The 11,926-nt window shown below is 48.4% G+C and carries 16 protein-coding genes and 1 pseudogene; 14 read left to right on the top strand and 3 right to left on the bottom strand.

Translation table 11 applies throughout. The features are described 5' to 3' along the window. Positions 1 to 25: 25 nt before the first annotated feature. Positions 26 to 337, bottom strand: a complete 312-nt coding sequence (locus ACWXW9_RS16135) for a LiaF transmembrane domain-containing protein (RefSeq protein ID WP_025686559.1) — start codon at positions 335 to 337, stop codon at positions 26 to 28. A 169-nt stretch (positions 338 to 506) separates the two neighbouring features. Beyond that, a pseudogene (locus tag ACWXW9_RS16130) lies at positions 507 to 838 on the bottom strand (MFS transporter); the annotation flags it as partial. 40 nt (positions 839 to 878) lie between these two features. Between ACWXW9_RS16130 and ACWXW9_RS16125 the strand changes: the two are divergent. The 8 genes from ACWXW9_RS16125 (at position 879) to ACWXW9_RS16090 (ending at position 5,854) form a co-directional block, all read left to right on the top strand. Then, on the top strand, positions 879 to 1,157 hold the full coding sequence (locus tag ACWXW9_RS16125; RefSeq protein ID WP_494930224.1) for a hypothetical protein: 279 nt from the start codon (positions 879 to 881) through the stop codon (positions 1,155 to 1,157). Between the two features lie 42 nt (positions 1,158 to 1,199). Further along, positions 1,200 to 2,060, top strand: a complete 861-nt coding sequence (locus tag ACWXW9_RS16120) for a hypothetical protein (RefSeq protein ID WP_494930223.1) — start codon at positions 1,200 to 1,202, stop codon at positions 2,058 to 2,060. Further along, positions 2,057 to 2,569, top strand: a complete 513-nt coding sequence (locus ACWXW9_RS16115; protein ID WP_494930222.1) for a hypothetical protein — start codon at positions 2,057 to 2,059, stop codon at positions 2,567 to 2,569. The genes ACWXW9_RS16120 and ACWXW9_RS16115 overlap by 4 nt, the downstream gene beginning before the upstream one ends. After that, on the top strand, positions 2,529 to 4,124 hold the full coding sequence (locus ACWXW9_RS16110) for a VirD4-like conjugal transfer protein, CD1115 family (RefSeq protein WP_494930334.1): 1,596 nt from the start codon (positions 2,529 to 2,531) through the stop codon (positions 4,122 to 4,124). Before ACWXW9_RS16115 ends, ACWXW9_RS16110 begins: the two co-directional genes overlap by 41 nt. 5 nt (positions 4,125 to 4,129) lie before the next feature. Further along, positions 4,130 to 4,444, top strand: coding sequence for an Mbov_0395 family pilin-like conjugal transfer protein (locus tag ACWXW9_RS16105; RefSeq protein WP_494930221.1), 315 nt, complete (start codon positions 4,130 to 4,132; stop codon positions 4,442 to 4,444). 62 nt (positions 4,445 to 4,506) lie between these two features. Continuing rightward, positions 4,507 to 4,737 carry a DUF6133 family protein gene (locus ACWXW9_RS16100; protein ID WP_494930220.1) on the top strand — a complete coding sequence of 77 codons (231 nt, stop codon included), beginning with the start codon at positions 4,507 to 4,509 and terminating at the stop codon, positions 4,735 to 4,737. 66 nt (positions 4,738 to 4,803) lie between these two features. Then, positions 4,804 to 5,640 (top strand): conjugal transfer protein TrbL family protein, encoded by an 837-nt coding sequence (locus ACWXW9_RS16095; RefSeq protein WP_494930219.1) that lies wholly within the window; start codon positions 4,804 to 4,806, stop codon positions 5,638 to 5,640. Between the two features lie 4 nt (positions 5,641 to 5,644). Continuing rightward, entirely contained in the window at positions 5,645 to 5,854 is a 210-nt protein-coding gene (locus ACWXW9_RS16090) for a mercury transporter (protein WP_494930218.1), read from the top strand. Between the two features lie 13 nt (positions 5,855 to 5,867). Here the strand turns inward: ACWXW9_RS16090 and ACWXW9_RS16085 are convergent, their stop codons facing one another. Further along, positions 5,868 to 7,118, bottom strand: a complete 1,251-nt coding sequence (locus ACWXW9_RS16085) for a HipA domain-containing protein (protein ID WP_494930333.1) — start codon at positions 7,116 to 7,118, stop codon at positions 5,868 to 5,870. A gap of 130 nt (positions 7,119 to 7,248) precedes the next feature. On the opposite strand from ACWXW9_RS16085, the gene ACWXW9_RS16080 reads away from it, so the two are divergent. The 6 genes from ACWXW9_RS16080 to ACWXW9_RS16055 are packed head-to-tail and all read left to right on the top strand — an operon-like array spanning position 7,249 to position 11,916. Continuing rightward, positions 7,249 to 7,581 (top strand): hypothetical protein, encoded by a 333-nt coding sequence (locus ACWXW9_RS16080; RefSeq protein WP_494930217.1) that lies wholly within the window; start codon positions 7,249 to 7,251, stop codon positions 7,579 to 7,581. Then, a complete protein-coding gene (locus ACWXW9_RS16075) occupies positions 7,578 to 8,003 on the top strand; it encodes a prepilin peptidase (protein ID WP_494930216.1) in 426 nt (141 codons plus the stop codon). Before ACWXW9_RS16080 ends, ACWXW9_RS16075 begins: the two co-directional genes overlap by 4 nt. A gap of 35 nt (positions 8,004 to 8,038) precedes the next feature. Then, on the top strand, positions 8,039 to 8,800 hold the full coding sequence (gene cpaB, locus ACWXW9_RS16070; RefSeq protein WP_494930215.1) for a Flp pilus assembly protein CpaB: 762 nt from the start codon (positions 8,039 to 8,041) through the stop codon (positions 8,798 to 8,800). After that, entirely contained in the window at positions 8,790 to 9,641 is an 852-nt protein-coding gene (locus ACWXW9_RS16065) for a ParA family protein (RefSeq protein ID WP_494930214.1), read from the top strand. Before cpaB ends, ACWXW9_RS16065 begins: the two co-directional genes overlap by 11 nt. Further along, the gene (locus ACWXW9_RS16060) at positions 9,638 to 10,981 is read left to right on the top strand and encodes an ATPase, T2SS/T4P/T4SS family (RefSeq protein ID WP_494930213.1); all 1,344 of its coding nucleotides are present in this window, start codon (positions 9,638 to 9,640) and stop codon (positions 10,979 to 10,981) included. Before ACWXW9_RS16065 ends, ACWXW9_RS16060 begins: the two co-directional genes overlap by 4 nt. Beyond that, a complete protein-coding gene (locus ACWXW9_RS16055; RefSeq protein WP_494930212.1) occupies positions 10,978 to 11,916 on the top strand; it encodes a hypothetical protein in 939 nt (312 codons plus the stop codon). Before ACWXW9_RS16060 ends, ACWXW9_RS16055 begins: the two co-directional genes overlap by 4 nt. Positions 11,917 to 11,926 lie beyond the last annotated feature (10 nt).

The raw sequence follows: 11,926 nt of genomic DNA, 5'->3' as shown, positions 1-11,926 counted from the left end.
ACATTCACCCGCAAGTCCATCAATCTTAATAACGTCTTCTGCGGTCACTCAGTAGTGAAACACCGAATATGATTAACCCGATTGCCAGCAGTGGCCCCAAAAGCCAGGACAGTTTGCCGAGTAAAACGAGTACGCCAATTACAAGTACGATCCATCCGAATACCACATTTCCTCTTTTCACACCGTAGTAACCTAACATGATCATCGCTATCGGGATTAAGTAACCGATCAAGTGTCCTACAAAGTGACCGAAAAACGGAGTAAACTTACCGAGCAGCATAATCGAACCCAATACAATCAGTACAATAGCCAACCCATTCCCTTTGTTAACTCTCATCATCTCTCACCGCCTTTCACTGTGTCTTGCTTATGTCCTTATTGTACGCTGATCTGGAGTTCTCCAAAACGGACCCCAGACGGTTTTTGAACCTAGACCTAAGTCGGGGGTGCATACAGACCTGCGGCTATCACCCTCTATGTTGTTCTGTCGCACGGGCTGTTGGGTGTTACTCACCCGCTTGCTTGGAGCGTAGTGAAAGGACCATACAAGCCAGTAACACTATAGTTGCAACCATATAAGGCAAGTTAATATGAACATCAAACAGCAATCCTGCAATCAGTGGTCGATCACATTACCCAAACTTGTATAAGATGAGTTCATTCCAGCCACAACCCCCTGCTCATCCCCGGCCTGCCGTGACAAGGATGTGCTTACAGCCGGACGAAGGATGTCCATCGCCAGAAAAATGATAAAAGTCGTCAACATAATCATGGCATACTGTTCGGCAAACAGTGTCAGAAAAATGAATAATCCCGCAACAGCCAGACAGATATGAATCCCTGTACAGCGGCAATATTTTTACAACAAAGAAGAGGCGATGGAAAACTTCGCTGCCCGCAGCGGTTTAGTGGATGCACGAAAACTGTTCAGCGAATCGGAACTCATTCTTGTTCATGATGAAATGGTCAAATTCCTTATTAATCCGAATGACAAGTCTATGGAGCAGTTCGAACAGGTGCAGATCCTGATTGACCGCTTGGAAGATTTACTACCTGCATTAAAAGACCGAGATATCCATCTGGATTATGACACCGAATTTGCCCATGATTTTGACGGCAATCCTGATGTATTAGACGCTGCCGAATTGTCTCGCTAATTCATACAGGCTATCTATTTTCAGAAGGAAGAAGGGAAAACGATGCCGCAACCGCAAATATCCATTTGGGGAACCATCTTGACTTGCGTCGAAATCGGGCTGCATATTTATGCCCTGCAAGCGGAACACAATCAGGGTCTGGTGCTGGATGCCGATTTTGCCAAAGAAAAGCTTAGTGGGGAAGCACTGAAGCTGGGGCAACAACATGGAGATCATCTCTATTTTGATGATGTCAAAAGTGTGGTGCCTGCCTATGAATTAGCACAGCAAGGAGCCATCACTCACCCCAATTTGAGTGAATTGACTGCCAATCCCAAAAAGCTGGCTCAGGAAGGACACTATTATGCACCTGAATATTTTGGAGAATTTGAATCTCCGCGAGACGCAGCAGGACAAGAGTTAAGCCCAAGTCAGCGCTGGGATAATGGCATTTACCTAATAGAGAGGCAAGGCGTCCAGCAGGTTGCAGTGCATCAAACTATCGGAGATCAAGTCTTATCGGATATGGCCCTCCACCACGCTTCCGGTCAAGATGAATACTACTTTTACTCGCTAAATGACTGCGCCATTCCAGTATACGAATTGTCTGCTTCTCATCCTGGTGTATTGACCCAAGTCATCAATGAAGACAGCTTACTGCATACCCTGTGCGATCATCACCCCGAATATGTTGGAATGCATAATCTTCACTCGGAGGAATGGGGGCATATCCATGACCGTTCGGCTCCCCCCTTACTCTTCTTACAAGCACAACTCGATCAGGCCGCTCAGCATGAGTCGTTTCAACCAGAGACAGATGTCCCATTTGCATCTGCACATGTTCAGTCGAGCCACTCTGCAGTCCTACAGGCTAGGGAATCACCGGAAGAATTTTTTGAACCCAGCGAGGGGATGGAGTGGTGACAGCCAAACCCAAGCTGTGGCTTTCGCTGCTGTTCTTTAGTTTCGGTGCTATGTTCAACCTTTTTTTCACTAGCGCCTTACACAGCCTTTTGTCTGGAGATACGAGGACGTTGGCGTTTCCCTCTTTACATTACAGCCTCACCAGTTTGCTCCACAACAAGCCACAGTTCCTTCTGTTTCTCTGCTTTCAAGGTATTGTGATGGTGCTGTCTGTCCTGTTTTTTCTGGTGAATAGTCAGCCCTACCAAAGCGAGCTGAAGCAGGTTGCCCCGGGCATTGAAACACCTGTGCCAGTGGGACAACATCAGCACGGTTCCGCACGCTGGATGCGGGAAGACGAAATGCTCCACTTGTTTGAAAGCCACATCGTCGATCCTGAACATCCCTTCATTCGCCATTTGATCGATACCGGTTATGACGACCTTTCCTTTTTAAGCCAGAATGTGGAGGAGGAACCTACAAGTGCAGATGACCCATCCGAAAGGGATTCCGAAGAAACAGCCGACTGAGTTGGAGAAAATCATCAACGCTCCTCCTGCTTTTTTTTCTGGCGGAATTGTGCTTGGCCTGCAGCAAGCACGTAGCCGGGAACGCCTATACTATATCGGTGATGATGTCCACTCGCTTTGTATTGGAGCGACGCGAAGCGGAAAGTCCCGTACCATCGTACTGCAATCCATTGGCCTGCTCGGACTAGCTGGAGAGTCGATGGTCATCAGTGATCTGAAGGCCGAGCTTTACCACTATAGCCATGTTCTGTTGCAAAAGCTGGGTTATACCGTACTCACGTTGGACTTCCGACACCCCGAAAAAAGCCACCACTATAATCTGTTGCAGCCCGTCATTGACGCTACGCTTGCTGGCGATCAGGAACAAGCAGAGATGCTGGCCTGGGATATGACACAGGTGTTGGTCGGCAAAGCGCAAGGGGAGAAGATATGGACGAACGGCGAAATGTCGGTCATTGCTGCTTCTATTCTTAGCGTGGTATGGGACAATGTGAAGCGGCCCGAATACCAGAACCTGACCAACGTCTACTGGTTTCTTGCAGAAATGAACAAGCAAATTGGCAACAAGACGCCAATGCAGGAGTATGTCAAACGCTTGCCGCAGCATCATCCCGCCCGTGCGTTGCTCAGTATTTCAGATATCGCCCCTTCCCGTACCAAAGGTAGCTTCTACACCTCGGCACTTACCACACTCCGGCTGTTTACGTCCAAATCCATTTACGCCATCACCCATAAGAGCGACTTTTCCCTGGCTGATCTCGGTCATGAGAAACAGGCGTTTTTTATTATTTTGCCAGATGAAAAAACGACCTTCTATCCCGTTGCATCCCTCATGGTATCGCAGCTTTATGAACTGCTGACTGCCCAGGCTGATGCACGCGGCGGCCGACTGGAGCGAAGAGTTAACTTTATTCTGGACGAATTCGGGAACTTCACGCCGATTGCCGACTTTACGAACAAACTCACCGTTGGCGGCGGGCGCGGAATGCGCTTCAATCTATTTTTACAAAGTTTCGAGCAGCTCAAGGAAAAATACGACGACCATGCCGCCAGCACGATCAAGAGCAATTGTCAGACCTGGATTTACCTGCAGGCTGACGATCTGGAGACGCTGCGGGAAATCAGCGAAAAGCTCGGAACGTATACGACCTCCAGCTATCAAATCTCCGCTTCCCACGGCAAATACGCCACACCAAGCACCTCCCATTCACTCAATCTGCTGGAGCGTAAGCTGCTAACCGTGGATGAAGTGCGCCGCGTTTCGCGTCCTTACCAAATCGTTCTTTCTCGTTCCCATCCAGCCATGATGTTTGCCCCCGATCTGAGTCAATGGGCATTCAATCGTATGATGGGCCTTGGCGACAAGGAGCATAACCGCAAGGTTCGGGAAGAACGGGAACAACGGCGCCCCATCCTGACGGATACAAGAGAGGAGGTGAAACTTTGGAACATCTGGATTTATTACCAGAAGGACATCACACGCCAACTGGCCGAACAACGTCAGCAGGCAGCAGCCGCTTCCGGGGGCTTTATGCCGCCATCCTCAGACGAATAACGACCATGCGATCTTTTACGCTTAGCGTGTTCATATGCCTGAGCCTGTTTTTTATCGCCACTCCCGCTTACGCCGATGTGAAGGACAGCAAGCTCGTTACGGGTACGGAGAAGCTGATTGGCGATGTTACCACCTGGCTCATGATTCTGGCACCTATCGTGGCTGGCCTGCTCATTATTTACTTCTGCATTCGTCGTTCTACCGCTGATGAAATGGATACTAAAAAATGGAATAATCGAATTATCTTTGCTATTGTCTCTTGCATTGGGGCTGTTCTTGGTTCGGCTACCCTGAACATTATTATCGGGTACTACAAATAAAACGGGCTTGCTCCAAAAAGTAGGCTCGTTTTCAATTCACTCACATTTGGAGGTTATGGACAATGAAAAAATGGATGAAAGCAGCAAAGGAAAAAAGCATGTACACGGTGGTCATGGCTAAATCAGCGCTTTGCAATCGCCGCGGAGAAGGCTTCGTCGATTCGGCGGTTAAAATTTTGATTGCTGTCGTCATTGGCGCACTGTTGCTGGCTGGTCTGTACCTGCTGTTTAATGCCACCATTTTGCCCACCCTGACTCAGCGCATCAAAGACATGTTCAATTACAGGGGCTAAACCTAGCCTATTACCTTCAGCGGGGAGCGGTCATTATGCCGCTCCTTGCAGAAAGGAGAGGAACCATTGGAGAAAATTCTGCTGCTCCTTGTTATTGCGCTGCTTAACGGCTCCCTAGTCTATATTGACTCGCTGCTGAAAGAGATTATCCCCATTTCCTTGTACGCGGAAAAATATATGACCTTGACCACAGGAGCAAATCTGCTTGAAGACTTATACGACATTATATTTTCCTTCGGCGTAGCCTTGATGGTACTCAAGTTTTTAAAGAAAGGCTTTGAGATTTATGTATTGTGGACAGATGGTGATCCGGACGAGGAGCCATTGTTCCTGCTTACAAACTTTTTTAGAGCAATGGCCGTTGCTGTCTGCTTCCCAACCATCTATACCTGGCTGGGAAGTATCGTGGAAGACCTGACGAATCGCTTGCTAGGTGTCATTGGGCAATCCACACAATATGACTGGCAGATGTGGGTGAACGCCCTTGAATCAGCCGGGCTGGTTACGGCTGTATTCGGCCTGATCTTCATCGTCTGCTTTTTTATCCTCTACTTTCAGTTTCTCATGCGAGGACTGGAGATGTTTATCTTGCGAGTTGGCATTCCGCTGGCTTGTGCGGGGCTTCTCGACAATGACAAAGGCGTATTCCGCGCCTATGCTCAGAAATTCACACAATCTATGCTGGCTGTCGTCATCCAGATCGCGTTAGCCAAACTTGGCGTAGGGCTGATGCTGCAAAATCATGTATTTTGGGGAATGGCTTGTATGATGCTGGCTATTCGTACACCCAAGTTCCTTTCTGACTTTCTCATTACAACAGGCGGCGGAGGCGGTGTGGTCAATAATGTCTATCACAGCGTCAAACTGGTTGGTGTGGCCCGCAAGCTAAGCAAGGCGGGCTAACCACATGGTTACCCTAGAGGAATTAGCCCAGGCTGTTGTTCTTCTCATTCGGGTAGGCTGTACCTTCCGCTTCATCTACACGATGGTTCGCTTGTCTGGTGCGGATGAAGAATCCGGCAAATATAAAAAGCGCGCCCGTAATGTCGTCATCTTTTATGTCCTTGCCGAGAGCATTTGGCAAGTGAAGGAACTAATCCTGCTCTACTATCGCTAGCCAGTCCGTTCACTTACCTTTCCCAATCCTCTTCTTCACCACTATACGCAATGTTCTCTTTCACATCGGTACTATGGTCATCCATCCACTCCTGCGGCGCACGAGCATAAACGATTTCCTGCAAACGCTCAATCCGTCCACGTAGAGCCTGACAAATCGCCTGACAGCGGGCTTTGTCTACAAACAACGAGCCACGAAAAATGTCCTGGATCTCATCTTCAATCCCGTTTAGCAGAGACAAGTTCAGCCAATCAAAAGAAGTCACTAGCTTTATCTGCTCATTGTGATCCGTCTTGAAAGGCTTACAAGTTAGTCTACTGTCCGCACTAATCAATCCAATCGGTTTGGAAAACCAGAGTGACGATCCACTATCATAAATGGGTGCTGGCCCGATCCAGTCCAGCGTCTCCGCATGGCGGATTACGCCAAAATTGTTCTGATGCCGGTCTTCATTCGCAATCAAAAAATCCACCACCATCATCTGGTCAAGTGCCTCCACAATGCCCGGAATGCCTAGCGCCTGACAACTATTCACGTAGTGCTGATACACCGATACATGATTTGGCTTTTGCTGACTGTGCATTACGTACCAAGCCGTAATGAGTTCCGTTTGCGGAGTAACGAAATTTTCACAGACACTATAAGGGTAATCCTCCTGCTCCATCAGCGTATAAGGAATATGGGGAATCCCAAGCCGTTCCATGATTTTGCTGGCAATGACCTCATTGTACGGTTCTTGCTGAGTGGCCCCGCTTCCGCCCTTCACCAAACAGCGTTTACCATCGATAATGGCCCATTTCTTTTTCAGCCAACCATCGGAGGTATTGTCAGGTGACATCAGACTCATGGCATCTGACGAGCCTTTTCCAAACAAGATATTCCCGACATCTTCGGAAAAGGAATTATCAAAAAAGTTAATGCTGCTCCACGTTAATTGCGAGTCAGACGGAGAAATCCAATATTGATCGGACAAGCTGAGTCCGTAGCTTTTATCCAACAGCTTTTGTGTTGCAGACAAATTCAATTCAAGTAATGCTTCCTTAATTCCATCCCGACTGGCCGGAATCGCACGGCCCCTCCACCATTCATTTAATGCTGCGCGGTCTATCTTTCCCTTTTTCACAGGTATTCCTATCGGTACGTGTTTATCACTATAGACCTGTCCAATTGCTGAAATGGAGGCGGTAGCTTCATCCAGTTCGATCTCAGCTACAGGTTCATTTTTATGCATGAGTTTGTAGGATTTGTTCCAGAATTGAGCCAATATCATTTCCTCCATTTCTTGATTTTCTTATTTTCCATATATTCATTACTTCTATTATAGCAAGCCTGTGAAGATTTCGTCATACAGGCTTCAAAAATTTCCAGTTACATTTGGAAGGAGCAATACTCGTATGGCTCAAGAGACACAAACCTTATATATCCCGATGGGCGTCAAGCCGGAAGCAGAATGGTTCCCCGGCTTTGGGAAGCATCAATTATGGCAAAGCGCTATCGGCTCCTCATTAGCTGTTGCATTTGCTGTCCTCATTTGGTTACTGAAAGGCAGCGTCCCTTTCGCTGTCGTCACCTTTTTGAGCGGTGTATCCGCATCCGTCATGATGACCACAAAGGATCGGCACAACTTGTCGGTGCTGGATCAACTGCGCTTTATGGTGAAGTTTAAAAAAAGCCAAAAGCATTATCCTTATCGTGCATTACCGGAATGGGATGAATTTCCCTTATGAGTCTCGTAAGCGTGGAAGCTCTTCTTTTCATTATCTTGCTGGTATGCACCAGTATCTGTGATTTACGTACAAGGCAGATCCCGAATAGCCTACCGCTGGCCATTAGTATCGTGGGCCTCTTTCACGGTTCTCCTCTTGGCGCTTTTTTGGGCCTGCTCGTAACGGGCTTTCCCTACTTGCTGGCAGCGATTTTATCCGATGGAAAAATCGGTGGCGGTGACATCAAGCTGATGGCTGCTTGCGGCGTGGTACTCGGCCCACTCAATGGTACGCTGCAAAGCATTATCGGGTTGATGTTGGTGCTGTTATTTTCAATGGGCATTAGCTTCAGATTCGGCATTCAGGCTTTGAAGCAAACCTCATTGCCATTAGCTCCATTTCTGGCTTTGGGCGGTATCGCAGCCTTTTTTCTTTCATATTAAAGCGATTTCCATTTCGTATCAAGGAGGGTTCACTTTTGAAATCATGGTTCCGAAATCGTACGGTCGTGGGTATCACTTGTATAGTTTTCTCTCTCATCCTGACGTTAGGCATTGCCCCTCTGTTGAACCGGACAAACAGCGAACAGATCACCATCGTTCGTCTCTCTAAAGACGTTCCGAAAGGCGCAATTATTTCTGCCGATCAGGTCGAGTCGGTTCTGGTGGGAGCCTATCATCTACCCCAAGAGGTCTTAACCTTGCCTGAATCTGTCATTGGTCAGTACGCAGCCATAGACTTGAAAAAGAATGATTATATCCTGCCCTCCAAACTATCCAGCACTCCACTGGATGCCTATCTGAGCCGTTTGGATGGCCATAAACAGGCGATTTCTGTCACCATTAAAAGTCTTGCCGCCGGACTATCCGGTAAGCTCCAGCCGGGCGATATTGTAACCTTGATTGCTTCCGACTACGGTGAATTGCGTACTACTGCCGTCCTACCCGAACTGCAATATGTAGAAGTGCTGGCCGTCACGACCGATAGCGGAGTAGATGCCCAAACCAACGGCTCTTCTGAAAAAGAACAGGACGAGCAGGCACTACCCTCTACACTAACGCTTCTGGTTCTTCCAGAGCAGGCCAAGCTATTAGCCGATCTGGAAAACAAGAGCAAGCTCCATGCAGCGCTGGTCTATCATGGAGATGCCAACACTGCAAAGGCATTTACGGATCAACAAGATGCCTACATTGCTTCTAAAACAGCCGCAAGGGACGGGGAGGGTACGCATGAACAATAAACCCTTGATCGCGATTTGGGGGAGTCCCAACAGTGGCAAAACGATGACAACCATCAAGCTGGCCCAAGCCTTCGCCGCTCAAAAGAAAAATGTACTTGTCCTCTGCTCCGATGCTCTTTGCCCATCCGTCTCTACGATTGCGCCGCAAGGAGCGAATAACCATCATTCACTTGGAGAATTGCTCAGTCTTCCTGCATTAACCCAGGAAGACTTACTGCGTTACGCACTGCCGCTGGATGTGTCGCCACGTATTGCCCTGCTGGGCTATAAAAAAGGCGATAATGCTTTTACGTATGCCAGCTATAACCGAGAGCGGGCAGTAGACCTGTTAACGCTGGCCCGGCATTTGGCAGATGTCGTATTGGTGGATTGCAGCAGCTTCCTCTCTGCTGATCCGCTTTCCACCGTGGCGCTGGAGCTTGCCGATCATGTGATTCGTCTGCATAGTTGCGATTTAAAAAGTCTGATGTTTTACGCTTCCTATCTGCCGCTTGTATCCGATAGCCGATTTCGCCGCTCCTCTGCACTTTCCGTCTTATCCAACGTAAAGCCTGAGCAGGACAGCCGGGAGTACAGTCAGGTGTTTGGCAATATTGAGGTGATGTTGCCTCATGTGCAGCAGTTAGAGCAACAGGCAGCGGCGGCACAGCTACTGGATGATTGCTCCGGCAAAGAAGCTGCCGCGTATTCCAAAGCCATCCAACGCCTCATGGCACATCTTTCCCCTGGGGAGCTATCTGTCACTTCATCCACCCCCAAGAAGAAGCCTTCCCGGTTCTTATCCCGAATGAAAAGCCTACTGCAACAGCTATGGCCCAAAAGCCGAGGTGACAAGCAATGAACAATGCCGCACTCTTTTTTTCCGCTACCGAATCGAAGGTATTTACCGATGTGCTGCATGAAGTGCAAAGCTACCTGTCTGGCAAATATGCCACGCTCATGAGCGGCAAACCGGAAGAACAGAAGCAGCAGTTAATTTCGTATATGAGCCAATATTTGACGGATAACCGACTCCATGCACCGGGGCTTTCCTTTGACGAATTGGTAAATCGGCTTTATGCCGAGATGGTAGAGTATTCCTTTCTGACCCGTTATTTGTTTTCCAGAGATGTTGAAGAAATCAACATTAACGGCTACAACGATGTGAAAATCAGCTATACCGATGGACGTATTGTTCCTGCTGATGAACAGTTCACTTCAGTCGATCATGCGGTGGATGTCATTCGCCGGCTACTGCATCAGTCGGGGATGATCCTGGATTACTCGCAGCCTATCGTGCGCGGTCATTTGGCGAACAATATTCGTATTACCGTATTTGGCCCACCTGTCACGGACAAGGAAAAAGGGATCGCGGCTTCCATTCGAATTATTAACCCGCAAAAGCTGGCACGGGAGGACTTTATCCGAAGTGGAACAGCAACAGCGGAGATGCTCGATTTTCTGAGCCTTGGCTTGCGCTACGGCTTATCCATGTGCGTAACCGGAGCAACAGGCAGCGGAAAAACTACCTTGATGAGTTGGCTGCTGTCCACCATCCCCTATGACAAACGGATATTCACCATTGAGCAGGGCGCACGCGAGTTTGATCTTGTTGTCACAAACGAAACGGGCCATGTCATGAACAATGTAGTGCATACGGTCACACGTTCCAGTGAAGACCCCCGCCAGCACATTGACCAGGAAAAGCTGTTGGAGTTTGCTTTGACCGCTAACCCTGATGTCATCTGCGTAGGGGAAATGAAATCCGCTGAAGCCTTTGCCGCCCAGGAAGCTGCCCGTACCGGACATACCGTCATTACGACTACCCACGCGAACTCCTGCCTCTCTACGTACTACCGCATGGTGACGCTTTGTACGCAAAAATATGAAATGAACGATGCCACGCTGTACAACCTCGTTACCGAAGCCTTTCCTTTGGTGCTGTTCGTCAAAAAACTGGAGGACAACTCGCGGCGCATCATGGAAGTGACGGAGTGCTGCATTTTACCGGACGGCAAGCGTGAAATTATCCCACTCTATCGGTATGCGGTTCACGCCACAAAAGAGATCGCGGGGAAAACAGTCATTGAAGGCGGATATGAGAAAGTAAATGACATTTCTCCAGGGCTACAGAAGCGATTGCTCGAAAACGGCCTTCCCTTATCTCGGCTGAGAACATTACTTGGGAGTGAAAAAAGATGATATTGTTGCTGTTTCTGGCTTTTTTGGGCCTTTGTGCGGGGTTTCTGTTCCTGTTGAACTTACCTCCACGCCGATTGTTCAAAGACCTTGCTCAACTGCTCACCCATGTTAAACCTCGAAAACAAACCATCGGCAAACGCATTCAGGGTGTTCAGCATCCGAAAAAGCTAAAAGGTTGGCGGGCAATGGTACAGGAATCCAAAGCGATTCTCCAGCAAACAGGACAATCGAATAAGCTCGGACTTCTCACCGTCAGTTCTCTTATGCTGGCTATTGCGGGAGCGGTTTTAGCTATACTGCTAGGCAATATGTGGCTGGTTCCGGTGCTAACAGCGGGTTTCTCGCTCATGCCGTTCTGGATGGTACTGTTCACCTCCACGTTCTATAAGAAGCGTCTTCATAGCGAATTAGAGACGGCCCTTTCCATTATGACAACCTCCTATTTGCGGAGCGAAAATATATTAGCGGCAGTAGAGGAAAACGTTCCGTATTTGAATCCCCCTGTAGCTGATGTGTTCCAAACGTTTCTGGCAGAGTCCAAGCTGATTCATGCCAATTTGCGTTTGGCCCTGGAACAATTAAAAGGAAGAATCAATGACGGCGTATTCCATGAATGGTGCGATGCGCTTATAGCCTGCCAAGAAGACCGCACGCTGAAAACAACGCTGATGCCGATTGTGGCCAAGCTATCCGATATGCGTGTCGTGTCAGCCGAATTGGACTACCTCTTATATGAGCCGCTGAAAGAATTTATTACAATGGCCCTGCTGATGCTGGGCAACATCCCGTTGCTCTACTTTTTAAATCGGGATTGGTTTATCACCTTGACCACCAGCACACCAGGGCAAATCGTTTTAGCATTATGTGGCGTAACGCTGTTTGTCTCCTTTGCAGCCGTCATTCGTTTAACCCGCCCCTTGGAATATAAACGGTAAGGGAGTGATA

The sequence above is a fragment of the Paenibacillus sp. LT-B23 genome (genome assembly GCF_059417685.1).
The sequence above is the reverse complement of the archived record's forward strand: the minus strand, read 5'-3'. Positions and strand labels throughout refer to the sequence as shown.

Bases quoted from the DNA above. Each gene is read 5' to 3' on its own strand.
- ACWXW9_RS16065 (WP_494930214.1), top strand. From the start codon at position 8,790: ATGAACAATAAACCCTTGATCGCGATTTGGGGGAGTCCCAACAGTGGC.
- ACWXW9_RS16100 (WP_494930220.1), top strand. From the start codon at position 4,507: ATGAAAAAATGGATGAAAGCAGCAAAGGAAAAAAGCATGTACACGGTG.
- ACWXW9_RS16125 (WP_494930224.1), top strand. From the start codon at position 879: ATGGAAAACTTCGCTGCCCGCAGCGGTTTAGTGGATGCACGAAAACTG.
- ACWXW9_RS16110 (WP_494930334.1), top strand. From the start codon at position 2,529: ATGACCCATCCGAAAGGGATTCCGAAGAAACAGCCGACTGAGTTGGAG.
- ACWXW9_RS16120 (WP_494930223.1), top strand. From the start codon at position 1,200: ATGCCGCAACCGCAAATATCCATTTGGGGAACCATCTTGACTTGCGTC.
- ACWXW9_RS16105 (WP_494930221.1), top strand. From the start codon at position 4,130: ATGCGATCTTTTACGCTTAGCGTGTTCATATGCCTGAGCCTGTTTTTT.
- ACWXW9_RS16055 (WP_494930212.1), top strand. From the start codon at position 10,978: ATGATATTGTTGCTGTTTCTGGCTTTTTTGGGCCTTTGTGCGGGGTTT.
- ACWXW9_RS16075 (WP_494930216.1), top strand. From the start codon at position 7,578: ATGAGTCTCGTAAGCGTGGAAGCTCTTCTTTTCATTATCTTGCTGGTA.
- ACWXW9_RS16135 (WP_025686559.1), bottom strand. From the start codon at position 337: ATGAGAGTTAACAAAGGGAATGGGTTGGCTATTGTACTGATTGTATTG.
- ACWXW9_RS16080 (WP_494930217.1), top strand. From the start codon at position 7,249: ATGGCTCAAGAGACACAAACCTTATATATCCCGATGGGCGTCAAGCCG.
- ACWXW9_RS16060 (WP_494930213.1), top strand. From the start codon at position 9,638: ATGAACAATGCCGCACTCTTTTTTTCCGCTACCGAATCGAAGGTATTT.
- ACWXW9_RS16090 (WP_494930218.1), top strand. From the start codon at position 5,645: ATGGTTACCCTAGAGGAATTAGCCCAGGCTGTTGTTCTTCTCATTCGG.